Origin of the sequence: Pseudomonas sp. EA_35y_Pfl2_R5 (assembly GCF_963970805.1) — a bacterium.
Lineage (GTDB): Bacteria > Pseudomonadota > Gammaproteobacteria > Pseudomonadales > Pseudomonadaceae > Aquipseudomonas.
On sequence record NZ_CAXAOW010000009.1, the window covers coordinates 19,950 to 45,667 of the forward strand.

Below are 25,718 nucleotides of genomic sequence, written 5' to 3' on the forward strand. Positions count from 1 at the left end.
GATCATGCGTATGCGGCTGATGCTGCTGGGCGGCGGTAATGCGCTGGGGCAGGCTCTGATCCGTCTCGGCGCCGAGGAAGACATTGGTTTTCTCGCACCAAGGCCGCCGGAATCAGGCTGGGATCCTGCCAGCCTGACCCAGTTGCTCGACGACACCCGTCCCGATGCCCTGGTCAACCTTGCTTACTACTTCGACTGGTTCCAGGCCGAAGTGGTCAGCGAGGCGCATTTTGCTGCTCAGGAGCGCTCCGTCGAACGCCTGGCCGAGCTCTGCCAGCATCACCAAATTCGCTTGTTGCAACCCTCCAGTTATCGGGTCTTTGATGGCTCGCGGGTAACTGCCTACAGCGAGAAAGAAGAGCCAGTGCCGCTGGGTGTGCGGGGGCAGGCGCTCTGGCGCTTCGAGCAGCGTGTGCGCTCGATCTGCCCGCGGCATGTGTTGCTGCGTTTCGGCTGGTTGCTGGACGACAGCGCCAATGGTTTGCTCGGGCGCTTTCTTACCCGCGCCGCGCATGATGAGCCGCTGCTGCTGGCCGATGATCGGCGCGGCAATCCGACTCCGGTCGATGATGCTGCGCGGGTGATTCTCGCCGTACTCAAACAGCTGGATTGTCAGACGCCGCTGTGGGGCACCTACCACTACGGCGGGCATGAGGCGGCCACCTCGCTGGCGCTAGGGCAGGCCGTGCTCAGCGAAGCGCGCAATTTTCGCAGCAACCTGGTCGATGAAGTAAGCCCGCAGGCGCACAGTGCGCGCCCGGATGCCGCTGAAGAGCCGCAGCATGCGGTGCTGTCCTGCAAGAAAATTCTGCACACCTTCGGCATCAAGCCGCGTGCCTGGCGCTCGGGGCTGCCGAGCCTACTGGATCGTTATTACCGCCATGTCTGATTCTCGCCCTGTTCTGGTTACCGGCGGTGCCGGCTTTATCGGCTCGCACCTGGTCGATGCGCTGTTGGCGCAGGGCTATAGCGTGCGCGTGCTGGACAACCTGTCGATGGGCAAGTTGGCCAATTTGCCGCTGGATAATCCGCAGTTGCAGTTTATCCAGGGCGATGTGGCCGACTCGGCCGTGGTGGCGCAGGCGGTTGCCGGTTGCGCGGCTGTGGCGCACCTGGCGGCAGTGGCCTCGGTGCAGGCCTCGGTGGATGATCCAGTGGCTACCCATCAGAGCAACTTCGTCGGCACCCTGAATGTGTGCGAGGCGATGCGTTTGCATGGTGTCAAGCGTGTGCTGTTCGCCTCCAGTGCAGCGGTGTATGGCAATAACGGCGAAGGTCTAGCGATTGACGAGGACACGACCAAGGCGCCGCTGACGCCCTATGCGGCGGACAAGCTGGCCAGTGAGCACTACCTGGATTTCTATCGCCGTCAGCATGGCCTGGAGCCTGCGATCTTCCGTTTCTTCAATATTTTTGGGCCGCGTCAGGACCCGTCCTCGCCGTACTCCGGGGTGATCAGTATCTTCACCCAGCGCGTCCAGCAGGGCTTGCCGATCAGCGTATTCGGCGATGGTGAGCAGACCCGCGATTTCTTCTATATCGAGGATCTGCTCGCGCTACTGACCCAAGCGCTGACTGCGCCGCAGGTCGTAGATGGTGCGGTGAATGTGGGCTGGAACCAGGCTGTCAGCCTGAATCAACTGCTGGCGCAGATTGGTGAGCTGTGTGGTGGTCTGCCTGCGGTCAATTACCAGGCTGCGCGTACCGGCGATATTCGCCATTCGCGGGCGGATAACCAGCGTTTGCAGGCGCATTATCAGCTGCCGGCGGCAACGCCGGTGCGCGAAGGCTTGCGGCGCTTGCTGGCGCAGTCTTGAGTGTTCTCTAGACGACAAGAAAACCGGCCATTTAGGCCGGTTTTTTATTGCTGGGTGCTTAGAACTTGTAACCCAGGCCGACCATATAGACGAATGGGTCTACGTCCACATCGACTTTGACCTTGTCACCCAGGATGTGGGTAGTGCCGGTGGTTTCGATGTCGATATAGCGCACCTGGGCGTTGAGCATGATGTTGTCAGTCAGCATGTAGTCCATGCCGACCTGCGCCGCCAGGCCCCAGGAGTCCTTCATGTCCAGGCCGCTAAAGCCTTTGTCTTCCGCGTCGCTGCTCAGCTTGGTGTCGAAGAACCAAGTGTAGTTGATGCCTGCGCCGACATAAGGTTGGAAGGCCGAGCTGGCGTCCAGCGGGTAATACACCACGCTCAGGGTCGGCGGCAGGTGCTTGAGCTCGCCGAGTTTGCCGTTCAGGCCGGCAAAGCCGCCGGGCATGCCTTTGACGCCGACGTCATGGCTGAACGGGGTGGCGGCCAGCAGCTCGATGCCGATGTTGTTGGTCAGCATATAAGCGAAGTTCAGGCCCAGTTGGGTATCGCTGTCCAGGGTCGCCTGGGTGCCGGCCACATCGGTGCCGAGTGCGCCAACCCAGATGTCGCTGCTGCTTTCCTGCGGGTCAACGGTGATCGCCCCAGCACGCACGATGATGTCGCCAGCCTGGTGTGCATGTGCCAGTGGCGCGGCAATAGCCAGGGCCAACAGTGAGGCGGTAAACAGTGAAGTACGCATGATGTGCTCCCATAAAGCATCGGTTCGTAATGGCTGAGTGCGATGTTAGGGCGCTTGCGCGAAGGGTCTGTTGATCCAGCTCAATAAAAGTAGCTAGCTAAGTATTGGGTCGGTTCGTGCGGTATAATGTTATATTGTTTCTTTTTCTTTCGGGCGACTGCGAACATCAAGGCCACAGGTTGCTTGTAAGATGTAATGCAGTTGATAATAGTTCTCTTTATGCGCCCAATCAGTTCAAGGAATGCCCCATGATCCCTCTGCCGAAGCGCCTGCTGGCAGCCGCTCTGGTTCTGGCCAGTGCGCCGCTCGCAGCGACCCCACTGGATGCCGCGCTGGATGAAAGTCAGCAACTGGCCGCCGATGCCAAGGCCTCCCAGGCGCGCGTCGAACAGCTCGATGACGCCAGCCGGGAAATGCTCACCGAGTACCGTAACGCCTTGCAGCAGGCCGAAGCTTTGCAAGGTTATAACGCTCAGTTACGCGAACTGGTGGCGGCGCAGCGCAAAGAGCTGACCGGCTATCAGCAGCAGCTCGATGGCATCGAGCGCACCCAGGAGGCGGTAACGCCACTGATGCGCCGCATGGTCGAGGTGCTGGGTGAATTTATCGCCGCCGATTTGCCGTTCCTGCCGGATGAGCGCGGTGATCGTCTGGCCCAGCTGCAGGACTTGCTGCCGCGTGCGGATGTCAGCCTGGCCGAGAAGTACCGACGCATTCTTGAGGCCTATCAGGTGGAGAGCGACTACGGCCGCACCCTGGAAGCCTGGCGCGGTGAGCTGCCGAGTGACGGCACTTCTCGCAGTGTTGAATTTCTTCGCCTGGGCCGGGTGATGCTGTATTTCCAGACCCTTGATGGTCACGAAAGCGGCTGGTGGAACCCGCAAACGCGCAGCTGGCAGATCCTCGACGGCAGCGCCCGTCGTCCGTTGCGCCAGGCGATTGCGATTGCCCGCCAGGAACAGGCCCCGGCCGTGCTTGACCTGCCCGTGAAGACCCTGGCGCTGGAGGCCAAGCCATGAATCGTCGTGTTCTCGCCTTTACCCTGGCCCTGCTGCCCGCCCTGGCTGGCGCGGCCGAACCGCTGAGCCCGGATCAACTGCTGCAACGTATTCGCAGTGAGCGTGAGGCTGAAGTCAGCGCCATGCAAAGCCGCGAGCAGGCCTTTATTGCCGAACGTGGCGAGCGTGCCCAACTGCTGGCCACTGCGCGCAGCGCCCTTGCCACGCAAAAGGCCGAAGCTGAACGACTGAAGGCTGAGTTTGACCGCCAGGAAGCCGAGTTGGCCGAGCAGGAAAAACTCCTTAGCCAACGTGCCGGTCACCTAGGCGAATTGTTTGGCGTGGTCCGCCAGAGCGCCGGCGATGTCGCCGGTCAGTGGCAGGACAGCCTGCTCAACGCCCAATACCCCGAACGCCTGGTGCGCCTCAAGGCGCTGGCCGAAAGCCGCACGCTGCCGTCTGCCGCCGACCTCGATGGTTACTGGATGCTGCTGCTTGAAGACCTGACCGCCAGCGGCCGGGTTGAGCAACTGCAATTGCCGGTAGTGGCTGCCGACGGCACACGTGAGTCGCAGAATGTGCTGCGTGTCGGTGCGTTCTCCGCCTATGGCGCGGATGCCTTCCTGCGTTACGACGCCGATGCAGGCGAGCTGCTGGCGCCGCCGCGTCAGCCTTCCGGGCTGGGCCAGGTCGCAGATTATCTGGACAGCAGCGAGGCCGTCGCCAGTCTGCCGGTTGACCCAAGCCGCGGCACCTTGCTGGCGCAGTTGCAGCGCGAGCCTGGCTTGTGGGATCGCGTACAGCAGGGTGGCCTGGTCGGCTGGGTGATTCTGCTGCTCGGTGCGTTCGGTCTGCTTTTGGCTGTTTGGCGCATGGTCTACCTGACCCGCGTAGGCCGTGGCGTCAGTGCGCAGATGCATGACCTGAGTGCGCCGCGTGCCGACAACCCGCTGGGTCGGATCATTGGTGTGCTGGGGCCGAAACCGCAGCTGGCGGATCTGGAAACCCTAGAGCTGAAACTCGACGAGGCGATCCTGCAGGAAACCCCGCCGCTGGAAAAAGGCCAGGGCCTGCTCAAGCTGCTCAGCGCCGTGGCGCCGCTGCTCGGTCTGCTCGGCACCGTAACCGGGATGATCGTCACCTTCCAGGCGATTACCCAGGGCGGTGGCGGCGATTCGCGACTGATGGCCGACGGTATCTCGCAAGCGCTGGTGACGACGGTGCTGGGCCTGGTGGTGGCGATTCCACTGCTATTCCTGCACACCCTGCTGGCTAGCCGCAGCAAAGGGCTGATTCAGCTGCTCGAGCAGCAAAGCGCCGGGCTGATTGCCTTGCACCTATCCGGGGCGCCGCGCCGTGACTGATTGGCTGGCGCTATGGTTGCGCCTGGTCGACAGCGGCCATGCCTTGCTCGACTTCATGAGCGCCGGTGGCGTGGTGATGTGGGCGTTGGCCGGGCTGTGCGTGGTGTTCTGGACCCTGGTGTTCGAGCGCTTCTGGTATATGCGCCGGGTGTTCCCAGAGTGGGTCACCGAGCGCCGTCAGGCCTGGCAGCAGGTGCTGAGTGACGACACCGGTAACTGGCAGCGCGCGGTGCGCAGCGCCTGGCTGGCCCAGGCGCAGCAACACCTGCTTGGCCCGCTGCGCCTGAGCAAGACCCTGGTGGCGATGTACCCGCTGCTGGGCTTGCTCGGCACGGTCAGTGGCATGGTCGCGGTGTTTGACGTATTGGCCATCAACGGCACCGGTAACCCGCGCGGAATGGCCGCTGGGGTCTGGCAGGCGACTCTGCCGACCATGGCCGGCATGGTATTGGCGATTAGTGGATTGTTCAGCCTGGCGCGCCTCGAACGCGACGCCCGCCGGGCCCTAGAGCGGCTGGCTGACCAGCTGCGTCACGACTGAGACTCAACACATGAGAATGCGCCGTCACCACCAGCAAGACGAAGACACCGGCATCGACCTGACGCCGATGCTCGACGTGGTCTTTATCATGCTGATCTTCTTTATCGTCACCAGCTCCTTTATCAAGGAAGCCGGCGTCGAAGTGCAGCGGCCCCAGGCGGAAACCGCCAGCCCGCAGGACAAAGGCAATATCCTTATCGCTATCACTGCCGATGGGCAGGTGTGGATGGACAAGAAAGTCGTCGACGTGCGCAGCGTGCGTGCCCATGTCGAGCGCATGCGCGTCGACCAGCCGGACGGCGCCGTGGTGGTTCAGGCGGATCAGGACGCGCGTACCGGCCTGGTGGTGCAGGTGATGGATCAGGCGCGCCTGGCCGGTGTGCATGACGTGGCTCTGGCCGCTACGGCGGGAGCGCTTTGATGCGTTTGACACTGTCCTTTGTCGCGGCCTGTGTGATGGCGCTGGCGCTGTTCGGCCTGATGCTTTACATGGTCGCGCCGCCCAGCAGCAAACCGAGTGAGGAACCGCTGACGGTGGCCAATTTCGTCCGTCTCGACGGCGACTCCAGCGACACCGCGACGCGCACCCGCCAGCAGGCACCGCAACCTCCGCAAGCACAAACGCCGCAAACCCCGACACCTCCGACGCCGATGACGGCCACCCCGAGCGCCAACCTGCCGGCCCTGGACCTGCCGGTGCCGAGCCTGAGCACGGGGATTGCCGTGAATAGCGCGCCGACGCCGAGTTTGACTGGTCTGGCTGCGGGCGCTTCGGCGCCAAGCGCACCGGCCCCGAGCGATGCCGGTGGTCAGCCCGGCGGCCCGGAAAGTGAAGTGATGCCGCTCAACGATGTCAGCCCGGACTACCCGCGCTACGCCTTGCAGCGCGGCATCGAGGGCCACGTGAAACTTGCATTCACCATCAACCGCGCAGGTGCCGTAGAAAACCTGCGCGTTATCGAGGCCAGCCCGCAGAACGTATTTGAACGCGAAGCCCGCCGCGCTGCAGTGCGCTGGCGTTTTGCGCCGCGCACCGAGGGCGGTCTGGCGGTCGCCCGCGAAGCGGTGAAAACCCTGTACTTCCGTCTGGAAGGAGGTCGTTGATATGTATCGTCTACTGTTGCTGATCGCGCTGTGTAGCGCTGGTGCCGCGCAGGCGGCTGGGCAGAGTGTTGATCCGGGCGTGTTTCGCGCGCTGGATACGGCGCAGACCGCACAGAAGAAAGGCGACTACGCGGCCGCGCGCCGCGCTCTGGATGCCGCCAGCGGTGCTCCTGGCAGCCTGGAAGAAGTGCTGCTGTGGCGCAGTCGGGGTTATCTGGCCTGGGCCGAAGGGCAGAATGCCCAGGCTATCGAACTGCTGGAAAAGGTACTGAAAAGCGGCAAGCTGGATGCCGAGCTGCAAGCCGCCGAAGAGCTGAACCTGGCCCGCCTGAACCTGGTCGAGCGCCGCTACGCCAGCGTCGTGACCCTGCTCGCGCCAGATCAGGCCAGCGCCAATGAAGAAGTACTGCAGATGCTGGTGCAGGCCTATCAGGGCCTCGGTCAGCCGGCCAAGGCGCTGCCGTTGGCCGAGCGTTATGTGCAGGCCAATCCGCAGGCCGCCGATAGCTGGCTGCAGTTTCTCGTGGCAATAAATGCGGACGCTAAACGCTACCCAGCTGCCGAGCGCTGGCAGCGGCAACTGCTGGCGCGCCAGCCGAATAACACCCAAGGCTGGCGTCAGCTGGCAGCCCTGCAGCAGTTGAGCGGCAATCACGACAAGTCGCTGGCGACCTTGCGCGCGGCGTACCAGAAGGGTCTGCGCTTCAATGAAAGCGAACTGGACAACCTGGTGCTGCTGGCCGGGGCTGCCGATCAACCTTGGCAGGGCGCCAAGCTGCTCGCCGGGATGCTCGATCAGGGCCTCTTGTCGCGCACCACGGCCCGTGAGGAGCGTCTGGGGCTGCTCTGGTGGCAGGCGCGTGAACGCAGCAAGTCGGCGCAGATCTTTCGCGAACTGGCGCAGCGCTCGGGCAGTGCCAAGCACTGGCTGCACCTGGCCCAGCTGGAGCTGGAACAGGCGCGCTGGCAGGCCGGGCTCGACGCCCTGGCCAACGCCGAACGTGCCGGTGCCGAGCGCAGCAAAGTGCGCGCCTGGCGCCAGTGGGCGGAAAGCGAGTTGAGCTACCAGCGGGAAAAACACGTGGCCAGCGCCGGCTAGTCGATGGCTGGTTTGTAGCGCCCAATAAAAAAGCCAGACCTCGGTCTGGCTTTTTTGTCTCCGGGGCTGCCTAGAATCTGTCCACGATCTCGCGAGCTAGAGCCATGCAAGGCAAAAACAGGTGAGGAAGCGGAGTGTACGAGTTGTACATGAGCATTCCGAACCTGTTTTTAACGCAGCAGGGCCGACGCGCAGCAGGTCGTGGATAGGTTCTTAGCTATCTGGCAGCTCATAGGCATAGATCTTTTCCGCCTCCATCTGATAACCGGCTTCGGCAAGCTCGCTGCTGGTCTGTTCGACCTTGAGCGGGCCCTCAATCCAGAACGGCTGATACAGCGCATCCAGCAGCACACCCAGCTCGCTGGTGACGTGGACGATCTGATTCGACGGCGGTGGCGGCACGTGGATGCACGCGCCGAAGTACGGCACTAACAGGAATTCAGTCACCCGGCCTTCATCGGTGACATCCAGCGGCACGATATAGCCCGGCAGTTTTACCGCTTGGCCATCCAGTGCCTGCACCACTGGGGCGGCCGGCGATTGCTGCATGGCCGCTGGGCCTGCTTCATCCTGTGAGCCGGCCAGGGCGTCTGCCAGCTGCGACAGGTCATGGATTGGCGCAGGTTCAGTGACTTGCGGCGGTGCATCAGCGGGGACCATTTCCGACCAAGTCAGCTCGCGCACCTCGGCAGCCGCCAGCGGCAGGGCCAGGGTGAACAGCAGAGTGGCGAGCAGGGAGCGGTGCATGCAGAAAGCCTCATAAGCGGATCGATAAGCCATCGGCCAGGGATTGGCGATACGCACGCCAGGCCGGTACACAGCCCATCAACAGGGCGGCGCTCAGGATAGCGCCGAGCAGCGTCCACTCATAGCGGGTCGGCAGATTCAGTGGCAGGTACAGGCCGTAATTCGCCTGCACATAGCCCTGCGCCCCGGCGATGCCCAGGTACAGCAACAGCAGGCCGAGCAGCACGCCGGCCAAGGCCAGGGCAAAGGCCTCGACGATCAGCAGGCTGGCGATATGCCAAGGCCGGGCGCCGACCGAACGCAGAATCGCCATCTCCCGGCGGCGCTCGTTGAGGCTGGTGAGAATCGCCGTAAGCATACCGATAAGCCCGGTCAGCACGACGAACAGTGAGACCACGAAAAGCGCTTTCTCGGCGGTGCCCATCAGGCTCCACAGCTCCTGCAAGGCCACACCGGGCAGGATCGCCAGCAGCGGCTCGCCGCGAAACTCGTTAATCTCGCGTTGCAAGCTGAAAGTGGCGATCTTGCTTTTCAAACCGAGCAAGACGGCCGTGATCTGCTTGGGCTGTAGGTCCATGGCCCGCGCTTGTTCGGCGCTGACCTTAGCCGCGCCGCGTGCCGGCATGCCGTTTTGCCAGTCAACATGCAGGGCTTCCATGCCGGCAAGCGAGATATGCAGGGTGCGGTCCACCGGGGTGCCGGTACGGGCGAGGATGCCGACTACTTTAAATGGCTTGTCATCATGTTTGACCAGGCTGATGGTGGCCACGCCATGGGCTAGTACCAGTTCCTGGTCGAGCTGGTAATTGAGCGCTTGAGCCACTTCCGCGCCGAGCACCACCTCGAACGGGTCATCGGCAAAGGCGCGCCCGCCGTTGAGTTGCAACGGCTGGCTGCGGGCATAGCGGTAGTGTTCGAAGTACGCCGGGTTGGTGCCCATCACCCGGTAGCCGCGGTGTGAGTCGCCCAACGAGATCGGAATCGCCCATTTGACCTGACGATGCTCGGCAAACTGCTCGAAGCTGTCCCAGCGGATATTGTTGGTCGCGTTGCCGATGCGGAACACCGAATACAGCAGCAGGTTCACGCTGCCGGACCGTGCGCCGACGATCAGGTCGGTGCCGCTGATGGTGTTGGCAAAGCTGGCGCGGGCCTCGGTGCGCACCCGTTCGACCGCGAGCAACAAGCACACAGAGAGTGCGATGGCGAATACGGTGAGCAGAGCGGTAAAGCGGCGGTTGCCCAGGCTGGCCAGGGCGAGACGCAGTAGATACATCGTTAAATCTCCGCGAGGCGAGTAGCTTTGTTCAGCTCGGCGAGCGACAGGCTGCGGTCGAATAAGCGCGCCAGGCTCTGGTCGTGGCTGACAAATAGCAGGCTGGAACCGGCCTCGCGGCATTCGGCGAACAGCAGTTCGAGGAAGGCTTCGCGGGCGTCGGCATCCAGTGCCGAGGTGGGCTCGTCGGCGATTACCAGCTCCGGCTGGCCGATCAGTGCGCGGGCGGCGGCGACGCGTTGTTGCTGGCCGATCGACAAGTCTCCGGCGCGGCGCTCAAGCAGGCTGGCCTCATTCAGTCCCAGGTGGGCGAGTAGGGCGGCGGCGGCGTTATCCACGCTGCCATGGCGCTGTACCGCGCGGCTGGCGCGCAGTTTGGAGAAGTGGCAGGGCAGTTCGACGTTTTCGCGAACCGAGAGAAACGGCAGTAGGTTGAACTGCTGGAAGATATAGCCGGTGTGATCGACGCGGAAGCGGTCGCGGGCGCCGGCGGATAGTGTGCTCAGGTCTTGGTCGAGCAGCTGGATGCTGCCACGGTTGGGCTTCTGTACGCCGCCAAGCAGGCCGAGCAGGGTGGTCTTGCCGCTGCCGCTGGGGCCTTTGAGAAATAGGCTTTCGCCGCGCTGCAGGGTGAAACTATCGATATCCAGCAGCTCGGGTTGGCCGGGCCAGGCAAAGCCGAGGTTGGACAGGTGGATCAGGGCTGGACTCATGGGAGAACTCGTTTGGCGCGTAGGATGGATCGGGGCGCGTAGCTGACGCTCTTTTCATCCCCCACAAAATTGCAATGGTGGATGGGTGAAGCGTCGGCTGCGCGCCCCGATCCACCCTACGTTAAATCGGTAAATCAGAAACTCAGGGTCGGCTGCGCGGGCGTCAGCTCCAGGCCCTGCTGGCCGTTCGGGGCGATCAGTTGTACCTGAATTTTCTCGGTGGCGGGGAAGCGCTTGAACAGTTCGCCCAGATCAAGCTGTTTCAAGTCTTCAGGCTTCTGACAGTCGAGGCTGTAGTGCGCATGGACATCGCTGTGCCCGCTGTCTTTGGCGTGCTCGTGGTGTTCTTCATGTTCATGCTCTTCGTGCTTATGCTCAGCGAATAGCGGGCTTTCCAGCTCCTGCTTGCTGATCTGGCAATCGCCCGCGCTCAGGCCGAACAGCGCCTGCGGTTGTTCCAGCTGGCTGCGTGCAGCAGCAACCTTGGCCTTGTCGGCGGCGCTCTTGGCGGCATGTTCGAAGCCCACTATGTTCATCGCCGGGCTGTCCAGTTGCAGCTCCAGCATCTTGCCGTCGAGCACCACATTGAGCTGCGCCGCGCCATGCTCGTGGGCATCCAGGCTGCCGTGCTCGGCGTGATCATGCTCGTGGTCGTGTTCATGGCTGTGTTCAGCAGCAATGGCAGCAAAGGGCAATAGGGCGAAAGGTAGGGCAAGTAGCAGGCGGCGCATGGCGGTCTCCGGTCGGAAATAATTACTTGTTACGTTATAACAACTTTATGGTGTGTATGACCAGTCTTCCTTGGCGACATGCTGCGGACGTGGGAGCATGACGGCTGATTAGTTGAGGGCAGAATGATGGTGCGAATTCGTGGGCAGATCGGCGCCTGGCCGGTGGACCTGACGGTTGAGCTGGATGCGCAGGATTGGGCGCAGCTAGCCCAGCACATTCCCCTTGAGGGGGTACCGGCGCCGGTCGCAGCTGCCGCGCCTGTGGCTAACGATGCCTTGTGGCAAACCACCCTCGAGCTGTTGCGCCAGGCCGGGCAGATCGAAGGGCCGCAATTGCTCGGGCAACTGGCCGGGCTGGCGGGCGGGGAGGCGGCGGGCAAGCGCCTGCTGGTACGCCTGCGCCATTGCGCGCAGGTACGCATGGAAACCGGCGTCGATGCGCCGATCTATCACTGGATTGGCTAAACCGCGTCGATGGGGATTACCCATCGACGGTTGTGGCAATCAGTAAATCGCTTGGTACAGCTTGCGCCGGTAGGCGGTGACCAGCGGGTGGTCATTGCCGAGCAGGTCGAAGACTTGCAGCAGGGTCTTGTGCGGCAGGCCATCGGCGTAGCTGCGGTTGCGGATAAACAACTTGAGCAGGGCGTCGAGCGCCGGCTCGTAGTGCTGGCGCGCCAGTTGCTGGATAGCCAGCTGGTAGCTCGCTTCATCGTCTTCGGCGTTCTGCGCCAGGCGGGTCTTCAGGCTGGCAACATCTGGCAGTTCGGCTGCCTGGCGTAGAAAGGTTAGCTGCGCGCGGGCACCCGCCAGGGCCTGTTTATGTTCATCGCCTTTTACCGCGCCCAGCACTGCTTCGGCTTCGCCCAGCTCGCCACGTTCGGCCAGGCAGCGCGCATAGAGAATCAGCGCGGCAGCGTGTTCATTGTTTTCTGTCAGCAGCACCTTGAGCACGGCTTCAGCATCGGCAAAGCGGCCTTCACTGAATAGTGCCTGCGCCGCTTCCATTGGGTCGGCGGCTGCCGGTGCCGGCTCGGCCACATGCGGCTTGAGCATTTCGCGAATCGCCGACTCGGGCTGGGCACCGGCAAAACCGTCGACTGGCTGGCCATTCTTGAACAGCACCACGGTGGGCAGGCTGCGAATGCCGAAGCGAGCGACGATGTCCTGCTCGATATCGCAATTGACCTTGGCTAGCAGCAGCTCGCCGTTGTATTCCTCGGTGATCTTCGCCAGCAGCGGCATCAGCGCCTTGCACGGTGCGCACCACTCGGCCCAGAAATCCACCAGCACCGGCTTCTGGAAAGAATTCTCGATCACCAGCTGTTCGAAGCTGGCGCTGCCTGCGATATCAAAGATGTAAGGGGAGTCGCTCATGGTCGGTCTCGGCGGTGCGAAAAATGGGATGGACTATAAATGCGGCCTTGGTCTGGCGGATACAAGGGCGGCTAACTGCGTTCGGCGTGGTACAGGCTGACATGGCGAAACTCCGCCGGCTCAGCCAGATCCGGCCAGGTACAGGCTTCCAGTACACCTAGACGCTGATACAGCGGATGCTGAAAGTCGCGCACCCGCGAATCTGCCACCAGCGCTTCACGTCCGCGGCTGAGGAATTGGTCAAGCAGTGGCAGATTGGCGCGGTCGTAGAGCACGTCGGCGACGATGATCAGGTCGAAGCGATCCGTCTCGGCGAAAAAGTCTGTGGAATAACTCAGCTCTATATCGTTTAACTCGGCGTTGGCCTGGCAGGAGGCTATCGCCAATGGATCAAGATCGCAGGCCACCACTTCTAGCGCGCCGGCTTTGGCTGCAGCAATCGCTGCGACGCCGGAGCCCGCACCGAAGTCCAGCACGCGCTTGCCGCGCACCCACTCGGGGTGCTCGGCCAGCCAGCGCGCCAGCACCAGGCCGCTGGCCCAGCAGAAGCTCCAATAGGGAGGATCTTCAAGGATCAGGCGGGTTTCTTCCGGGCTGAAGCAGCGGTCCATGTTGGCTGGGTCGATCAGCCATAGCTTGATCGCGGTGCCGGGCAGGGTCTGCGCGCTGAGCTGGGCGTCACCCAGCAGCTCGCTGAGCGCGGCCTGCAGCTCAGCCGGAGCTGTCATGGCGCCGGCACCAGACGCAGCTCGCCGAGAGCCTGGGTTTCGCCACGGGCAATCGGTTGCTCGGGCAGGCGCAGAATCAGCCGGCCGGCTTGGTTGGCACGGCCATGCAGTTCGATGCGCAAATGCTTGTTGAAGGTTTCCGGGTTGAATGGCAGGCGAAACGCCAGCGGGTTGCCGGTGCCGCGCAGCTGGATATTGCCCAGCAGCGCCTGCGGCCGGCCGCGCTCGTCGACCGCCAGCAGGGCCAGCTCGACATCCGCCTCATTGGGCACATTCAACAGGCTGCCGCTCAGCTCACGCTGATAGGCCGGCAGTGGCGCTGCTTCGGCTGGGGCTTGAATCGATGCGGGCGGAATGGGTTTGGCGAGCGGCGGGCTGTCGCTGGCGCAGGCGGTCAGCAGAGCGATCAGGCTCAGTAAAATCAGCGGTTGTAACGGCATAGTGGCTTTCATCGTGGGTATCAGCTCCGCTGGTTTGCATGGGCGCCTGTATACCGCAAAGCCCTCGGCTTGTCTTGCCTGCGGGATGCGCTACCATGGCTACCTTCGTTCTAAAGCCGACCTTATTTATGCACTGTCCCTTCTGCGCTGCCAATGACACCAAAGTGATCGACTCGCGCCTGGTTGCTGAGGGTGAGCAGGTGCGTCGTCGGCGTGAATGCCTGGCCTGTGAAGAACGTTTCACCACCTTCGAGACCGCCGAGCTGGTGATGCCGCGCCTGATCAAACAGGACGGCAGCCGTCAGCCCTTCGATGAGGACAAGCTGCGCGCGGGGATGCAGCGTGCGCTGGAAAAACGCCCGGTGAGCATCGAGCGCCTGGAAGCGGCCATCGCCCATATCAAACACAAGCTGCGCGCCACTGGCGAGCGCGAGATCAAATCGCTGGTGCTCGGTGAGCTGGTGATGGGCGAGCTGCAGAAGCTCGATGAGGTGGCCTATATCCGCTTTGCCTCGGTATACAAGCGCTTTCAAGACCTCAACGAGTTCCGCGAGGAAATCGACCGCCTGTCCCGCGAACCTGTCAAAGGTTGACGATGAATTCCGATCACGCCTTTATGGCTCGCGCGTTGGAGCTGGCCCGTAAAGGCCTGTACTCGACTCACCCCAATCCGCGCGTTGGCTGCGTGATCGTTCGTGATGGGCGCATCATCGGCGAAGGCTGGCATGCCCGCGCAGGCGAGCCCCACGCTGAAGTACACGCGCTGCGCCAGGCCGGCGATAAGGCACGTGGTGCGACGGCCTACGTCACTTTGGAGCCCTGCAGCCACCATGGGCGCACGCCGCCCTGTGCCGATGCGTTAATCAATGCCGGTGTCAGCCGTGTGGTCGCCGCCATGCAGGACCCTAATCCGCAGGTCGCTGGTGATGGCCTGCTGCGTTTGATGCGCGCCGGTATTGCGGTGCAGAGCGGGGTTCTGGAGGCTGAAGCGCGCGCGCTGAATGCCGGCTTTATCAAGCGTATGGAGAAGGGCCTGCCGTTTGTGCGGGTCAAGCTGGCGATGAGCCTGGATGGGCGTACTGCCATGGCCAGCGGCGAAAGCCAGTGGATTACCGGCCCGGCCGCGCGCGCCGCTGTGCAGCGCCTGCGGGCGCGTTCCAGCGTGGTGCTGACTGGTGCTGATACGGTGCTGGCCGATGATGCGCGCCTGACCGTGCGCGCAGACGAACTGGGCCTGGGAGCCGAACTGAGTGCCCTGGCGCAGGCTCGGCCACCGCTGCGGGTGTTGGTGGATGGACGTTTGCGCGTGCCGCTCAATGTACCGTTCTTCCAGGCCGGTGCTGCCATGGTGGCGACCTGTGCGGCAGCTTCAGCGCGGGATCGCTATCTGGACGATGGGCACGAACTATTGGCCGTGCCCGGCAGTAACGGGCATGTTGACCTGCGCCGGCTGCTGGTCGAGCTGGGCAGCCGTGGCGCCAATGAGGTGTTGGTTGAAGCCGGGCCGCGTCTGGCCGGGGCGTTCGCCCGTCTGGGCCTGGTAGATGAGTATCAGCTGTTCGTCGCGCCCAAGCTGCTTGGTTCCAGCGCACGGCCGCTGCTTGATCTGCCGTTGGCACGAATGGCCGATGCGCCCGCGCTGAAAATCGTCGAGATGCGCGCAGTTGGTGATGATTGGCGGATTATCGCGGTGCCACAGCCGGCTGTTTGATCGGTCGCTATTCATGTGGTCGCTTGGCCATGCAGAGCGCAGGCAATTTGTGGTAAAACGCGTCTCGGCTGCGCAAGTAGCCGTAACGTTCTCAGGGCGGGGTGTAATTCCCCACCGGCGGTAATGGCTGCAAAGCCTAGCCCGCGAGCGCTTGTCAGGTGGTGTAAACCTCCAAGCAAGGTCAGCAGACCCGGTGTGATTCCGGGGCCGACGGTTAAAGTCCGGATAAAGAGAGAGCGGGATTGCCTATCAGGGCGCGCGTAGGCGTGCCTCGCTAAATCCCTATCGATCAAGTACGCCCTGTTTTTTATAAAACAGGAGTTGGTCTAGATGTCTGATTTTTATTCCGTGCCCCAGGTTTGTGGCGTTGTTCGCCATTGCTTTGCCGTGGGCGTTAAGAAGGGGGTGGCATGTTTACCGGCATAATTGAAGCCATTGGCAGCATCCGCGCACTGACGCCTAAGGGCGGTGACGTACGGGTGTATGTGGAGACTGGCAAGCTCGATCTCGCTGACGTCAAGCTGGGTGACAGCATTGCGGTCAACGGTGTGTGCCTGACGGCCGTTGAGCTGCCGGGCGATGGTTTCTGGGCCGATGTCAGCCGTGAAACCCTGGCGCATACCGCCTTCATCAGTTTGAAGGCCGGTAACAAGGTCAATCTGGAGAAGGCACTGACGCCTAGCAGTCGCCTTGGTGGTCACTTGGTCAGCGGCCATGTCGATGGCGTCGGTGAAGTCGTCGCCCGCGCCGATAACGCCCGCGCCGTGCAGTTCACCATTCGCGCGCCGCGCGAACTGGCCAAGTACATCGCCCACAAGGGCTCGATCACCGTCGATGGCACCAGCCTGACTGTCAATGCGGTCAACGGCGCCGAATTCGAGCTGACCATCGTGCCGCATACCCTGGCCGAGACCATCATGGTCGACTATCGCCCTGGCAGTCGGGTCAACCTCGAAGTCGACCTGTTGGCCCGTTACCTGGAGCGTCTGCTGCTCGGTGACAAGGCCGCCGAGCCGCAAGCCTCGGGCATGACCGCAAGTTTTCTCGCCGAACACGGCTACCTGAACAAATAAGGAATCGCCAGCATGGCTCTTAACAGTATCGAAGAACTGGTCGAAGACATCCGCGCCGGCAAGATGGTCATCCTGATGGATGACGAGGACCGCGAGAACGAAGGTGATCTGATCATCGCTTCCGAGTGTGTAACCGCCGAGCACATCAACTTCATGGCGCGCTTCGCCCGTGGCCTGATCTGCATGCCGATGACCCGCGAGCGCTGCGAAGTCCTCAAACTGCCGTTGATGGCTCCGCGTAACGGTTCCGGTTTCGGCACCAAGTTCACCGTTTCGATCGAGGCGGCAGAAGGGGTGACCACCGGTATCTCGGCCGCCGACCGCGCGCGTACCGTGCAGGCCGCTGCGGCCAAGCACGCGAAGGCCGATGATATCGTCAGCCCCGGGCATATCTTTCCGTTGATGGCTCAGCCTGGCGGCGTTTTGGCACGGGCCGGCCACACCGAAGCGGCCTGCGACCTGGCACGCATGGGCGGTTTCGAGCCGAGTGGAGTGATCTGCGAAATCATGAACGACGACGGCACTATGTCGCGTCGCCCTGAACTGGAAGTCTTCGCCGCCGAGCACGGCATCAAGATCGGCACCATTGCTGACCTGATCCACTACCGTCTGATTCACGAACGTACCGTTGAGCGCGTCAGCGAGCAGGTACTCGACAGCGAGCTGGGCCAGTTCAATCTGGTGACCTATCGTGACTCGGTGGAGAGCGACGTGCACATGGCCCTGACCCTGGGCGAAATCTGCGCGGAAGAGCCAACGCTGGTACGGGTGCACAACATGGACCCGCTGCGCGACCTGTTTATGGTCAACCAACCGGGCCGCTGGAGTTTGCGCGCAGCCATGGCCGAAGTGGCCAAGGATGGTAGTGGCGTGGTGCTGTTGTTGGGCAACCCGCTGACCGGCCCGGACCTGCTGGCGCACCTGGAGCGCCAGCTGGGCGGTGAGGCGAAAGTCGCCAATCCGACCACCTACAGCACCGTCGGTGCCGGTTCGCAGATTCTGCGCGACCTCGGCGTGCGCAAGATGCGCCTGATGAGTTCGCCGATGAAGTTCAATGCAATATCCGGTTTCGATCTGGAAGTTGTAGAATACCTGCCCTCCAAATAATCCCAAGGGTCGCCACTGGCGGCCCGGCTCTTTAAATAGACGAGACGCGTTATGACCCTGAAGACCATCGAAGGTACTTTTATCGCCCCTAAGGGCCGCTTTGCACTGGTCGTCGGCCGCTTTAACAGCTTCGTTGTCGAAAGCCTGGTAAGCGGCGCCGTTGACGCTCTGGTTCGCCACGGCGTGAGCGAAAGCGACATCACCATCATCCGCGCGCCGGGTGCCTTCGAAATCCCTCTGGTCGCGCAGAAAGTCGCCCAGCGTGGTGATTTCGACGCCATCATTGCCCTCGGTGCGGTAATCCGTGGCGGCACTCCGCACTTCGAGTACGTTGCTGGCGAATGCACCAAAGGCCTGGCCCAGGTGTCCATGGAGTTCGGTGTACCGGTTGCCTTTGGCGTACTGACTGTCGATTCCATCGAGCAAGCCATTGAGCGTTCCGGCACCAAGGCCGGCAACAAGGGCGCGGAAGCTGCATTGTCCGCCCTGGAAATGGTCAGCCTGCTGGCGCAGTTGGAGGCCAAGTGAGCCAGAACGACGGTACCGGGCAGCAGCCACAAGCGCCGAAAAAAGGCCCCAGCAGCAAGACCCTCGCGCGCCGTCAGGCACGCACCCTGGCCATGCAGGCCTTGTACTCCTGGCACATGGCTGGGCAGTCGCTGAACGAGATCGAAGCGCAATTCCGCGTCGATAACGATTTTACTGCGGTGGATGGTGCTTACTTTCACGAGATTTTGCACGGCGTGCCGCGGCAGAAAACCGAGATCGATGGCGCGTTCGAGTCGCTGCTCGACCGCCCGCTGGATGAGATCGACCCGGTTGAATTGTCGATCCTGCGTCTATCGACCTTCGAGCTGAAAAACCGCATCGATATTCCTTATCGGGTGGTGATCAACGAAGGCATCGAACTGGCCAAGGTGTTTGGCGCTACCGACGGGCACAAGTTCGTCAACGGCGTGCTGGACAAGCTGGCACCGCGTTTACGCGCGGATGAAGTTCGCGCTAACAAGCGTTAAGGTTTTTTGGATGCTTGATTTACGATCTTGCGAGCTAGAGTCCTGCAAGGCGCTACGTAGTAACAGCCTCCGGCTGGTCAAAGCAGGCGAGGAGGCGGAGTGTGCTGTAGCACATGAGCATTCCGAGTCTGCTTTGACTCGCTTCGCTCGCCCTTCGGGCCAGCCTTCGGCTGTTACTCCCGTTGGTCGTTGCAACGCAGTAGGACCGACGCGCAGCAGATCGTTGCCATCTCATGGGTGAGTTCGAACTGATCCGTCAGTTCTTCGCCGCTGCGTCCTGTGCGCAGGCTGGCGAAGGCGTGGCATTGGGTATTGGTGACGACTGCGCCCTGTTGCAATTGCCGGCTGGCGAACAGCTGGCGATTTCTACCGACACCCTGGTCGCTGGGGTGCATTTTCCTGAATCGCCCGATCCGTTTCTGCTGGCGCAACGTGCGCTCGGCGTTTCGGTCAGTGATTTGGCCGCCATGGGCGCGGCGCCTCTCGGTTTTACCCTCGCCTTGACCCTGCCCAGTGCCGAGCCGGATTGGCTGCAGGCATTTGCCTCGGGTCTGGATAAGATGGCGCAGCACTGTGCGATTCGCTTGATCGGCGGCGACACCACCCGTGGCCCCTTGAGTCTCACCTTGACCGTGTTCGGCCGCGTGCCGATTGGCATGGCGCTGACTCGTAAGGGCGCGCAAATCGGTGATCTGCTCTGCGTCGGTGGTGAGTTGGGCGATGCTGCTGGTGCCTTGCCGCTGGTGCTCGGGCAGCGCCAAGCCGAGCCCGCAGTGGCCGAAGCGCTGCTTGCGCGTTACTGGTCGCCTATGCCGCAGCTTGAATTGGGCCTGGCGCTGCGTGGCAAGGCCACGGCCGCGCTGGATATCTCCGATGGCTTACTGGCCGACTGCGGGCATATTGCTGCGGCATCCGGCGTAGAGTTGCGGATTGAGCAGGCGCAGGTGCCGATATCCTCGGCTTTGCTGGCGTTTGTCGGCGAGTCGGCGGCGCGTCAATGCGCATTAAGTGGTGGCGATGATTACCGCCTGGCCTTTACCCTGCCTGCTCAGTATCTGGCTGATTTGCAGCTGGCGGGCTGGCCCATACGGGTTATTGGCCGTGTCGCGGCGGGTCAAGGCGTTACTCTGTTGGACTCGCAAGGCCAGCCCGTACAACTGCCACGCAGCGGCTATCAACATTTTGGAAGCGCCAGTGACTGATCATCCCAAGCAAGTCCCCGCCGAGTTCGTACCGCCTTCTGTTTGGCGCAACCCTTGGCATTTCTTGGCCTTTGGCTTCGGCTCTGGCACGTTGCCGAAAGCTCCGGGTACCTGGGGCTCGCTGGTGGCGCTGCCGTTTATTCCGTTGTTTCAGATGTTGCCGGACTGGGGCTACTGGCTGATGCTCGGCATCACCATGCTGTTTGGCTTCTGGCTGTGTGGCAAGGTGGCCGATGATCTACGGGTGCATGACCATGAAGGCATCGTCTGGGACGAAATGGTCGGCATGTGGATTACCCTCTGGCTGGTGCCGGACGGCTGGGGCTGGCTGCTGCTAGGCTTTCTATTGTTCCGCCTGTTCGACATCCTCAAGCCTTGGCCGATTCGCTGGATCGATCGGCACGTGCACGGCGGTGTCGGCATCATGCTCGATGACGTGCTTGCCGGCGTATTTGCTTGGATGGCCCTGCAGCTGATTGTCTGGGGCTGGGCCAATGGGCTGGCTGCGGCGCTGGGTTGGTAATCAAAAAGGATCGCTAATGGGCCGCTGCTGTCGGTGGTTGCTGTGGTTGGTGATAAGCATTGGCAGCGGGCCGCTGTGCGCCGCTGAGTCTACGCTGATCCGTATTGCCAGCGAAACCTGGGAAGGGCATACCCATGCCGATGGCACTGGCATGGCGTGGGAGATTTTCCGCACGGTATTCGAGCCTGCCGGTGTGCAGCTGGACATCCAGAGTGTGCCTTACACCCGCTCCATCGGCCTGGTGCAGCGCGGCGCTGCAGATGCCTGGGCCGGCTCTTACCTGAATGAAGTCGAGCAGGGTGTGTTCTATCCACGCTGGAACTACGACGCCGACCAGATTGCCGCGCTGGGCCTGCGGGATAAGCCCATCCCTACCCAAGAGTCGCTTGGCGAGTACCGCCTAGTCTGGATGCGTGGTTATGAGTACCAACGTTATCTGCCAAATTTGCACCAGTACCGCGAAGTGTTACGCCGTAACGGTATCCTCGGTATGCTTGATCTGGGCCATGCGGATCTCTATCTCGATGCCCTGACCGAGGTGGAGGACGTGCTGAGCACCTCCAGCCAGCCTGATCGCTACCGTGTTACCCAACTGACCAAGCTGCCGGTCTATCTTGGCTTTGCCGATACACCGCGTGGCCGAACCCTGGCAGAACTGTTCGATAAACGCATGGATAAGCTGGTAGCCGGCGGTAGTCTACGGCCGATCTTCGAGCGTTGGCAGCAACCTTATCCGTTTGACTAACCTGTACGAGACGCCCCATGTACGCCTTGAAAGTTCTGTTATTGAGCCTGCCATTGCTGCTTAGCAGTGGTGTGATGGCGGCCAACCAAGTGCGGGTTGTCGGTCTGTTTCCTGGCGCGGCGGTGTTGAATGTTGACGGTCAGCGTAAGCTGGTCAAAGTCGGTCAGGTTGGCCCTGGCGGTGTGGTCGTCGTCAGTGCTGACAGCCGTGGTGCAGTGTTGCGTGTTGACGGAGTGGAGCGCAGTTACAGCCTCAGCCGCGAGTACAGCAACGGCTTTGCCGAAGCGCAGAAGAAGCAACTCAGCATAGCCAAAGGCATTGGCGGCCATTACTGGGTAGCAGGCTCGGTCAATGGTCAGTCCATCCAGTTTTTGGTGGATACCGGTGCGACTTCGGTGGCCCTGAATGACGAACATGCGCGCCGCCTGGGTATTGATTACCGGGTGATTGGCTCGCCCTTGCAAGTCAGCACTGCCAGCGGTACTGCGCGCGGTTGGCGCGTGACGCTGGACCGGGTCAAGATCGGTGAACTGGAAGTGCTGGGTGTCGAGGCCGTAGTGCTGGAAGGCAGTTCGCCACGTGAAGCCTTGCTTGGCATGAGCTTTCTTAGCCGCGTTGGCTGGAAGGTCGAGCAGGATATGCTGGTGCTGGAGTCCAAGTACTAGGGGCCCTGGCAACCTCGCGTTGGCTCGATCCTTATCATCAGTAATTCAGGCTAAGCGGCTACCGGGGCCTGCTGTTACAATGCCGGCTGATTTCCCCTGCCCATTTTCTTTAGGAGCATCCGGTGTCCGTTGTATTTGTCGCCGCCTCCCAGCTGCCTACGCCCTTCGGCGTATTCACCATGCATGGCTTCCTTGAAGAGGCCACTGGCAAGGAACATGTAGCCCTGACCTTTGGTGATGTGGCCGATGACGCGCCTGTGCTGGGCCGTTTGCATTCCGAATGCCTGACCGGCGATGCGCTGTTCAGCTTGCGTTGTGATTGCGGTTTTCAGCTTGAAGCGGCGCTACGTGCGATTGCCAATGAAGGCCGTGGCGTCCTGCTCTATCTGCGTCAGGAAGGCCGTGGCATTGGTCTGCTGAACAAGATCCGCGCCTACGAGCTGCAGGATGGCGGTGCCGATACCGTGGAAGCCAATGAACGCCTGGGCTTCGGGGCTGATCAGCGTGACTACGCGATCTGCCTGCCGATGCTCGATCACCTGGGTATCCGCCAGCTCAAACTGATGACCAACAACCCGCGCAAGGTCAAGGCGTTGGGCGATATGGGTATTAATGTGGCGACCCGCGTGCCGCTGCAGATCGACCACAACCCGCACAACAAAAAATACCTGGCGACCAAGGCCGGCAAGCTCGGGCATATGCTCGGCAGCCTGCACCAGGGCGAGGTTGAGGAAAGCCTGTGACGCGCGGCGAAGTGCGCCAGCGGCTGGCGCTGGAGTGGTGGCGGCAACTGGCCGTGACCCTCGCACCGCTATTTTTGCTCAACCTGCTGTATGGCTCGGGCCAACCAGGCCTGCTGACCATGCCACTGTTTATCGGCGGGTTGGCCTCAATGTTTGTCAGCCTGCCGCTGTTCAGTGGCTACAAACGCGCGTTGATCGCCACAGAAAAAGCCTTGGGTACCGCCGATGAGCATGACGCCTGGATTGAGCTGGCGCGGGTACGCCGTCTGGGCTTTCTCGGTGCGGCCCTGCCGGCCTGGATTGCCGCCATTGCAGTGTTCGCGGGCTTGGAAGCGATTCCGCTGATCCTGCTGGCGATTTCCAGCATCGTAATGCTCTACCTCTACCGCATTCCTCGCCAACTCGGCTGATGCGTCCTCTCATTCTCGGTGTGCTGTTGTCGCTGGCTTTGCCGGCGGCGGCGGTTGAGCGAGTGGTCACGCTGGCCCCGTCGCTGACCGAAATCATGCTGGAGCTGAGGGCGGGCGATCTGCTGGTCGGCGTGCTGGATGGTGGTGAGCGCCCTGCAGCGCTGGCGCAGCTACCTTCGGTTGGAAAGTATGGTCAGCTGGAGCTGGAAAGCCTGCTCGAACTGCAGCCCGATCTGGTGCTGCTCTGGCCCGACAGCATCAGCAGCGCGCAACGCCAGCAGCTGCAACGTATGGGGATTCCCCTGCTGATCGTCGAGCCGCGCAAGCTGGCTGACCTAGCAGAAAACTTCGTCGACATCGGCACGCGTATCGGCCGCGCCGAGCAGGGTCAGCAACTGCAGCAGCAATTCAATCGCGGCCTGGCTGCGTTGCGTCAGCGCTTTCAGCGTGTACAGCCGTTGCGTCTGTTCTATCAGGTCTGGGATACGCCGTTGTACACCATCGGCGGGCAGCAGATTATCAGCGACGCCCTGCGTGTCTGCGGCGCCGAGAATATCTTTGCCGAGCTCACCTTGCCTGCGCCGCAGGTCAGTGTGGAAGCGGTGCTGCAAGCGAACCCTGAGGTGATTCTGGCCGGCGTGCAAGGGCAGCTGGACGCCTGGCGTATCTGGCCGGGCGTGGCGGCGGTTCAGCGTAAGCAGCTATGGCTAGTGCCGGATGCCGGACTGGAACGGCCGAGCTTTCAGATGCTGGCAGCCACCGAGCGGCTGTGTCAGGCCCTGAGCCGCGCACACTAAAAAGCCCCGCGTTCTGCGGGGCTCAGTCGATTGCCTGGTTGACGGTTAGCGCCTCAGAGCTGAGGCGCCCAGGTCACGGCAAACAGCGCGGTGCGGCCTTCGTTGTTGTAGCCGAAGCGGCCGTTGCTGGTGCTGTAAGTCGCCTCGGCATAATCCTTATCGAAGAGGTTGTTCAGTTTCAGGTCGAAGGCCACTTCCTGGCTGGCTTGCCATTTGCCGCGCAGGTTGAGCAGGCCGTATCCACTGAGCTCACGGGTGTTATCGGCATCGTCATAGCGACCGCTGACCGCGCGCCAGCTGGCACCCAGCGCAAACTCGCCGAACGTACGGTCCAAATCGAGGCTCAGCGTGCGCTTGGCGCGGCGGGTGAGCGTATGGCCAGTGTCGCGATCACGTGGATCGATCAAGGCGAGTGCCAGGTTGCCCTGCCAACCGAACAGCTCCTGCTTTAGCGCTGCTTCGAAGCCGTTTATACGGGCGGTCTGTACGTTCTGTGGAATGAAGTTCTGGTCGAGAACAATCGCGTCCTGCAGGTCGATGCGGTATAGCGACAGCTCCAGTGCGCCGGTTTTGCTGTAACGGCTACGCCATTGCGCTTCGTAGCTTCTGGAGGTTTCCGGCTTTAGGTCGGGGTTGGCACTGGCGGAGCAAAAACCGCCGAAGCAGAAGTCTGGGTAGTACAGGTCGTTGAAGGTCGGTGCGCGGAAGCCTTCGCTATAGGACAGGATCAGGTCGTTGTTGTGATTGAACGGCACGGTTAGCGCGGCATTCCAGGTGTTCTCACTGCCGAATTGCTGGTTCTTGTCGTGGCGCAGACCTAGTTCGGTGGAGAAATAGTCGGCGTTGTAGCGGTGTTGGATAAAGGCCGCCTGGTTCCAGCGCGAGTCCTCAGTGAAGTCCTCGCTTCCATTTACACGATCCTCATACCAATCGGCGCCCAGCAGCACTTGGTGGCGCTCGTTGAGGGCCAGTGTGTTCACCCAGTTGACTGAGTCGCGGTAGGTATTAAAGCTGTAGAACGAGAATGCGCTGGCGTTTGGCTGATCGTTGCCGGTGTCGCGCTTGTCCTCGCTGTGGCCGATTTCCAGGCGACTATTCCAGACGTCGCTGATATTGCCATCAATGTAGCTGGAGAGGCTGCTCAGCTGGAAGTCCGTGGTGGGCAGTGAGGTGCTGAAGAGGTCTTCGAACTCGCTCTGGCCGCGCTGGTCGAGGGCGCTGAAGCCGATCTTTAAGTCGTCATTGAAACGGTGTGAGAGATTCAGACTCAGTGATTTATTGCGGTAGGCATCGTCATCGCCGTTGGCGCCGAAATTATCGCGGGTGGCGTCGATCCCTTGAGTTTCATCGAGTGCCGCGCCCAGGTTGAAGCGGGTTTGCTCGTCGCCGCCGGATACCCCGAGGCTGCGTTCGAAGGTCTGGTTGCTGCCGGCAGCAACACGCATGTAGGGCTTCAGGCCGTCGCCGCTGCCTTGGCGGGTGAAAATCTGCACGACGCCACCAATGGCATCTGAGCCATAGAGCGCCGAACGCGCGCCGCGCACGACTTCAACGCGTTCGATCTGCTCCGGGCTGAGAAACTCCAGGCTGCTGGTGCCGCTGGACGCGGCGGCAATACGTTGGCCGTCGACCAGAACCAAAGTTTGCGCGGTCGAAGTGCCGCGCACGAACAGGCCGGTTTGGCTGCCTGCTCCGCCGGTGCGGCTGACGCTGACGCCGGGTACGCGCTCAAGCAGCTCTGCCACGCTGCGCGCTTGCAGGCGTTCGATGTCCTGGCGGGTAAATACTGTAGTGGCAGCGGTTGCCTGCTGGATCGGTTCGGCATGTCGCCCGGAGGTCACAACCAGCGGCGGCAACTCCAGCGAGTCTGCGCTGTTGCTGATTTGGTCAGCATGAACAGTCAACGGCAGCAGCGCCACAGCCAGGGCAAGACGGGACAATTTCACGTAGAGAATCCTCAAAAGGTCGGAAGACTTTTGAGGAGGGCAGGGGCAAGAACGGGCGCGCTGAGGCAGCCTGAACTTGACGGTGATGCCCTCCGCAACA

31 protein-coding genes and 1 riboswitch are annotated in these 25,718 nt (G+C 62.0%); of the genes, 22 read left to right on the plus strand and 9 right to left on the minus strand.

The window, feature by feature from the left end; all coding sequences use genetic code 11:
• The first annotated feature begins 4 nt into the window (after positions 1–4).
• Together AACX99_RS15380 and AACX99_RS15385 are read left to right on the plus strand one after the other, a co-directional pair.
• Positions 5–889, plus strand: a complete 885-nt coding sequence (locus AACX99_RS15380; protein WP_339413116.1) for a sugar nucleotide-binding protein — start codon at positions 5–7, stop codon at positions 887–889.
• Positions 882–1,817 (plus strand): NAD-dependent epimerase/dehydratase family protein, encoded by a 936-nt coding sequence (locus AACX99_RS15385; protein ID WP_339413117.1) that lies wholly within the window; start codon positions 882–884, stop codon positions 1,815–1,817. Before AACX99_RS15380 ends, AACX99_RS15385 begins: the two co-directional genes overlap by 8 nt.
• A gap of 58 nt (positions 1,818–1,875) precedes the next feature.
• Here AACX99_RS15385 and AACX99_RS15390 read toward each other — a convergent pair whose 3' ends face one another.
• Complete coding sequence (locus tag AACX99_RS15390; protein WP_339413119.1) at positions 1,876–2,562, minus strand: OmpW/AlkL family protein; 687 nt, start codon at positions 2,560–2,562, stop codon at positions 1,876–1,878.
• A gap of 248 nt (positions 2,563–2,810) precedes the next feature.
• Here AACX99_RS15390 and AACX99_RS15395 point away from each other — a divergent pair, with 248 nt between their 5' ends.
• Genes AACX99_RS15395 through AACX99_RS15420 form a run of 6 tightly spaced genes read left to right on the plus strand, consistent with a single transcriptional unit; the run spans position 2,811 to position 7,668 of the window.
• Entirely contained in the window at positions 2,811–3,581 is a 771-nt protein-coding gene (locus tag AACX99_RS15395) for a DUF3450 domain-containing protein (protein WP_339413120.1), read from the plus strand.
• On the plus strand, positions 3,578–4,924 hold the full coding sequence (locus AACX99_RS15400; protein ID WP_339413121.1) for a MotA/TolQ/ExbB proton channel family protein: 1,347 nt from the start codon (positions 3,578–3,580) through the stop codon (positions 4,922–4,924). Before AACX99_RS15395 ends, AACX99_RS15400 begins: the two co-directional genes overlap by 4 nt.
• Positions 4,917–5,465, plus strand: coding sequence for a MotA/TolQ/ExbB proton channel family protein (locus tag AACX99_RS15405; protein ID WP_339413122.1), 549 nt, complete (start codon positions 4,917–4,919; stop codon positions 5,463–5,465). Before AACX99_RS15400 ends, AACX99_RS15405 begins: the two co-directional genes overlap by 8 nt.
• A gap of 10 nt (positions 5,466–5,475) precedes the next feature.
• Positions 5,476–5,886 (plus strand): ExbD/TolR family protein, encoded by a 411-nt coding sequence (locus AACX99_RS15410; RefSeq protein WP_090255761.1) that lies wholly within the window; start codon positions 5,476–5,478, stop codon positions 5,884–5,886.
• The gene (locus AACX99_RS15415) at positions 5,886–6,569 is read left to right on the plus strand and encodes an energy transducer TonB (RefSeq protein ID WP_339413124.1); all 684 of its coding nucleotides are present in this window, start codon (positions 5,886–5,888) and stop codon (positions 6,567–6,569) included. Before AACX99_RS15410 ends, AACX99_RS15415 begins: the two co-directional genes overlap by 1 nt.
• 1 nt (position 6,570) lies before the next feature.
• A complete protein-coding gene (locus AACX99_RS15420; protein ID WP_339413125.1) occupies positions 6,571–7,668 on the plus strand; it encodes a tetratricopeptide repeat protein in 1,098 nt (365 codons plus the stop codon).
• A gap of 213 nt (positions 7,669–7,881) precedes the next feature.
• On the opposite strand, the gene AACX99_RS15425 is transcribed toward AACX99_RS15420, so the two are convergent.
• From AACX99_RS15425 to AACX99_RS15440, 4 genes are all read right to left on the minus strand, one after another.
• Positions 7,882–8,415: a DUF3299 domain-containing protein gene (locus tag AACX99_RS15425; RefSeq protein WP_339413126.1), complete on the minus strand. Its 534-nt coding sequence runs from the start codon at positions 8,413–8,415 to the stop codon at positions 7,882–7,884.
• Between the two features lie 10 nt (positions 8,416–8,425).
• Positions 8,426–9,691 carry an ABC transporter permease gene (locus AACX99_RS15430; RefSeq protein WP_339413127.1) on the minus strand — a complete coding sequence of 422 codons (1,266 nt, stop codon included), beginning with the start codon at positions 9,689–9,691 and terminating at the stop codon, positions 8,426–8,428.
• A 2-nt stretch (positions 9,692–9,693) separates the two neighbouring features.
• Positions 9,694–10,404, minus strand: coding sequence for an ABC transporter ATP-binding protein (locus AACX99_RS15435; RefSeq protein ID WP_339413128.1), 711 nt, complete (start codon positions 10,402–10,404; stop codon positions 9,694–9,696).
• 134 nt (positions 10,405–10,538) lie between these two features.
• Positions 10,539–11,135 (minus strand): DUF2796 domain-containing protein, encoded by a 597-nt coding sequence (locus tag AACX99_RS15440; RefSeq protein ID WP_339413129.1) that lies wholly within the window; start codon positions 11,133–11,135, stop codon positions 10,539–10,541.
• A gap of 126 nt (positions 11,136–11,261) precedes the next feature.
• Between AACX99_RS15440 and AACX99_RS15445 the strand changes: the two genes are divergently transcribed.
• Positions 11,262–11,600 carry a hypothetical protein gene (locus AACX99_RS15445; protein WP_339413318.1) on the plus strand — a complete coding sequence of 113 codons (339 nt, stop codon included), beginning with the start codon at positions 11,262–11,264 and terminating at the stop codon, positions 11,598–11,600.
• A gap of 39 nt (positions 11,601–11,639) precedes the next feature.
• On the opposite strand, the gene trxA is transcribed toward AACX99_RS15445, so the two are convergent.
• The 3 genes from trxA to AACX99_RS15460 form a co-directional block, all read right to left on the minus strand.
• Complete coding sequence (gene trxA / locus AACX99_RS15450) at positions 11,640–12,512, minus strand: thioredoxin (protein WP_339413131.1); 873 nt, start codon at positions 12,510–12,512, stop codon at positions 11,640–11,642.
• A gap of 71 nt (positions 12,513–12,583) precedes the next feature.
• On the minus strand, positions 12,584–13,240 hold the full coding sequence (locus AACX99_RS15455) for a class I SAM-dependent methyltransferase (RefSeq protein ID WP_339413132.1): 657 nt from the start codon (positions 13,238–13,240) through the stop codon (positions 12,584–12,586).
• Complete coding sequence (locus AACX99_RS15460) at positions 13,237–13,680, minus strand: YbaY family lipoprotein (RefSeq protein ID WP_339413320.1); 444 nt, start codon at positions 13,678–13,680, stop codon at positions 13,237–13,239. Before AACX99_RS15460 ends, AACX99_RS15455 begins: the two co-directional genes overlap by 4 nt.
• 128 nt (positions 13,681–13,808) lie before the next feature.
• On the opposite strand from AACX99_RS15460, the gene nrdR reads away from it, so the two are divergent.
• The 13 genes from nrdR to AACX99_RS15525 all read left to right on the plus strand — a co-directional run bounded on the left by nrdR (position 13,809) and on the right by AACX99_RS15525 (position 23,672).
• Entirely contained in the window at positions 13,809–14,273 is a 465-nt protein-coding gene (gene nrdR, locus AACX99_RS15465; protein ID WP_304868110.1) for a transcriptional regulator NrdR, read from the plus strand.
• Positions 14,274–14,275: 2 nt separating this feature from the next.
• On the plus strand, positions 14,276–15,391 hold the full coding sequence (ribD, locus tag AACX99_RS15470; protein ID WP_339413134.1) for a bifunctional diaminohydroxyphosphoribosylaminopyrimidine deaminase/5-amino-6-(5-phosphoribosylamino)uracil reductase RibD: 1,116 nt from the start codon (positions 14,276–14,278) through the stop codon (positions 15,389–15,391).
• Between the two features lie 83 nt (positions 15,392–15,474).
• A riboswitch (FMN riboswitch) is annotated at positions 15,475–15,633 on the plus strand.
• 168 nt (positions 15,634–15,801) lie between these two features.
• Positions 15,802–16,464: a riboflavin synthase gene (locus AACX99_RS15475; protein ID WP_339413136.1), complete on the plus strand. Its 663-nt coding sequence runs from the start codon at positions 15,802–15,804 to the stop codon at positions 16,462–16,464.
• Positions 16,465–16,476: 12 nt separating this feature from the next.
• The gene (gene ribBA, locus AACX99_RS15480; protein WP_339413138.1) at positions 16,477–17,571 is read left to right on the plus strand and encodes a bifunctional 3,4-dihydroxy-2-butanone-4-phosphate synthase/GTP cyclohydrolase II; all 1,095 of its coding nucleotides are present in this window, start codon (positions 16,477–16,479) and stop codon (positions 17,569–17,571) included.
• A 51-nt stretch (positions 17,572–17,622) separates the two neighbouring features.
• Positions 17,623–18,099, plus strand: coding sequence for a 6,7-dimethyl-8-ribityllumazine synthase (ribH, locus tag AACX99_RS15485; RefSeq protein ID WP_087515564.1), 477 nt, complete (start codon positions 17,623–17,625; stop codon positions 18,097–18,099).
• Positions 18,096–18,587, plus strand: coding sequence for a transcription antitermination factor NusB (gene nusB, locus AACX99_RS15490; protein WP_339413142.1), 492 nt, complete (start codon positions 18,096–18,098; stop codon positions 18,585–18,587). Before ribH ends, nusB begins: the two co-directional genes overlap by 4 nt.
• Positions 18,588–18,820: 233 nt before the next feature.
• Positions 18,821–19,789, plus strand: coding sequence for a thiamine-phosphate kinase (gene thiL / locus AACX99_RS15495; protein ID WP_339413144.1), 969 nt, complete (start codon positions 18,821–18,823; stop codon positions 19,787–19,789).
• Positions 19,782–20,312, plus strand: coding sequence for a phosphatidylglycerophosphatase A family protein (locus tag AACX99_RS15500; RefSeq protein ID WP_339413145.1), 531 nt, complete (start codon positions 19,782–19,784; stop codon positions 20,310–20,312). The genes thiL and AACX99_RS15500 overlap by 8 nt, the downstream gene beginning before the upstream one ends.
• 16 nt (positions 20,313–20,328) lie before the next feature.
• A complete protein-coding gene (locus AACX99_RS15505) occupies positions 20,329–21,057 on the plus strand; it encodes a substrate-binding periplasmic protein (RefSeq protein WP_339413146.1) in 729 nt (242 codons plus the stop codon).
• A 17-nt stretch (positions 21,058–21,074) separates the two neighbouring features.
• Positions 21,075–21,722, plus strand: coding sequence for a retropepsin-like aspartic protease family protein (locus AACX99_RS15510; RefSeq protein WP_339413147.1), 648 nt, complete (start codon positions 21,075–21,077; stop codon positions 21,720–21,722).
• A gap of 122 nt (positions 21,723–21,844) precedes the next feature.
• On the plus strand, positions 21,845–22,465 hold the full coding sequence (ribA, locus tag AACX99_RS15515) for a GTP cyclohydrolase II (protein WP_339413149.1): 621 nt from the start codon (positions 21,845–21,847) through the stop codon (positions 22,463–22,465).
• Complete coding sequence (locus AACX99_RS15520) at positions 22,462–22,875, plus strand: MFS transporter (RefSeq protein WP_339413151.1); 414 nt, start codon at positions 22,462–22,464, stop codon at positions 22,873–22,875. The genes ribA and AACX99_RS15520 overlap by 4 nt, the downstream gene beginning before the upstream one ends.
• Positions 22,875–23,672 carry a cobalamin-binding protein gene (locus AACX99_RS15525; protein WP_339413153.1) on the plus strand — a complete coding sequence of 266 codons (798 nt, stop codon included), beginning with the start codon at positions 22,875–22,877 and terminating at the stop codon, positions 23,670–23,672. The genes AACX99_RS15520 and AACX99_RS15525 overlap by 1 nt, the downstream gene beginning before the upstream one ends.
• Before the next feature lie 53 nt (positions 23,673–23,725).
• On the opposite strand, the gene AACX99_RS15530 is transcribed toward AACX99_RS15525, so the two are convergent.
• Entirely contained in the window at positions 23,726–25,618 is a 1,893-nt protein-coding gene (locus AACX99_RS15530; protein ID WP_339413155.1) for a TonB-dependent receptor domain-containing protein, read from the minus strand.
• Positions 25,619–25,718: the final 100 nt, after the last annotated feature.

Coding starts and splice junctions, on each gene's coding strand:
- AACX99_RS15445 (WP_339413318.1), top strand. CDS start 11,262: ATGGTGCGAATTCGTGGGCAGATCGGCGCCTGGCCGGTGGACCTGACG.
- AACX99_RS15395 (WP_339413120.1), top strand. CDS start 2,811: ATGATCCCTCTGCCGAAGCGCCTGCTGGCAGCCGCTCTGGTTCTGGCC.
- AACX99_RS15525 (WP_339413153.1), top strand. CDS start 22,875: ATGCGTCCTCTCATTCTCGGTGTGCTGTTGTCGCTGGCTTTGCCGGCG.
- nrdR (WP_304868110.1), top strand. CDS start 13,809: ATGCACTGTCCCTTCTGCGCTGCCAATGACACCAAAGTGATCGACTCG.
- AACX99_RS15390 (WP_339413119.1), bottom strand. CDS start 2,562: ATGCGTACTTCACTGTTTACCGCCTCACTGTTGGCCCTGGCTATTGCC.
- AACX99_RS15400 (WP_339413121.1), top strand. CDS start 3,578: ATGAATCGTCGTGTTCTCGCCTTTACCCTGGCCCTGCTGCCCGCCCTG.
- AACX99_RS15440 (WP_339413129.1), bottom strand. CDS start 11,135: ATGCGCCGCCTGCTACTTGCCCTACCTTTCGCCCTATTGCCCTTTGCT.
- AACX99_RS15475 (WP_339413136.1), top strand. CDS start 15,802: ATGTTTACCGGCATAATTGAAGCCATTGGCAGCATCCGCGCACTGACG.
- AACX99_RS15455 (WP_339413132.1), bottom strand. CDS start 13,240: ATGACAGCTCCGGCTGAGCTGCAGGCCGCGCTCAGCGAGCTGCTGGGT.
- AACX99_RS15430 (WP_339413127.1), bottom strand. CDS start 9,691: ATGTATCTACTGCGTCTCGCCCTGGCCAGCCTGGGCAACCGCCGCTTT.
- trxA (WP_339413131.1), bottom strand. CDS start 12,512: ATGAGCGACTCCCCTTACATCTTTGATATCGCAGGCAGCGCCAGCTTC.
- ribBA (WP_339413138.1), top strand. CDS start 16,477: ATGGCTCTTAACAGTATCGAAGAACTGGTCGAAGACATCCGCGCCGGC.
- AACX99_RS15385 (WP_339413117.1), top strand. CDS start 882: ATGTCTGATTCTCGCCCTGTTCTGGTTACCGGCGGTGCCGGCTTTATC.
- AACX99_RS15410 (WP_090255761.1), top strand. CDS start 5,476: ATGAGAATGCGCCGTCACCACCAGCAAGACGAAGACACCGGCATCGAC.
- AACX99_RS15415 (WP_339413124.1), top strand. CDS start 5,886: ATGCGTTTGACACTGTCCTTTGTCGCGGCCTGTGTGATGGCGCTGGCG.
- AACX99_RS15420 (WP_339413125.1), top strand. CDS start 6,571: ATGTATCGTCTACTGTTGCTGATCGCGCTGTGTAGCGCTGGTGCCGCG.
- AACX99_RS15425 (WP_339413126.1), bottom strand. CDS start 8,415: ATGCACCGCTCCCTGCTCGCCACTCTGCTGTTCACCCTGGCCCTGCCG.
- AACX99_RS15510 (WP_339413147.1), top strand. CDS start 21,075: ATGTACGCCTTGAAAGTTCTGTTATTGAGCCTGCCATTGCTGCTTAGC.
- ribD (WP_339413134.1), top strand. CDS start 14,276: ATGAATTCCGATCACGCCTTTATGGCTCGCGCGTTGGAGCTGGCCCGT.
- ribH (WP_087515564.1), top strand. CDS start 17,623: ATGACCCTGAAGACCATCGAAGGTACTTTTATCGCCCCTAAGGGCCGC.
- thiL (WP_339413144.1), top strand. CDS start 18,821: ATGGGTGAGTTCGAACTGATCCGTCAGTTCTTCGCCGCTGCGTCCTGT.
- AACX99_RS15380 (WP_339413116.1), top strand. CDS start 5: ATGCGTATGCGGCTGATGCTGCTGGGCGGCGGTAATGCGCTGGGGCAG.
- AACX99_RS15460 (WP_339413320.1), bottom strand. CDS start 13,680: ATGCCGTTACAACCGCTGATTTTACTGAGCCTGATCGCTCTGCTGACC.
- AACX99_RS15505 (WP_339413146.1), top strand. CDS start 20,329: ATGGGCCGCTGCTGTCGGTGGTTGCTGTGGTTGGTGATAAGCATTGGC.
- AACX99_RS15435 (WP_339413128.1), bottom strand. CDS start 10,404: ATGAGTCCAGCCCTGATCCACCTGTCCAACCTCGGCTTTGCCTGGCCC.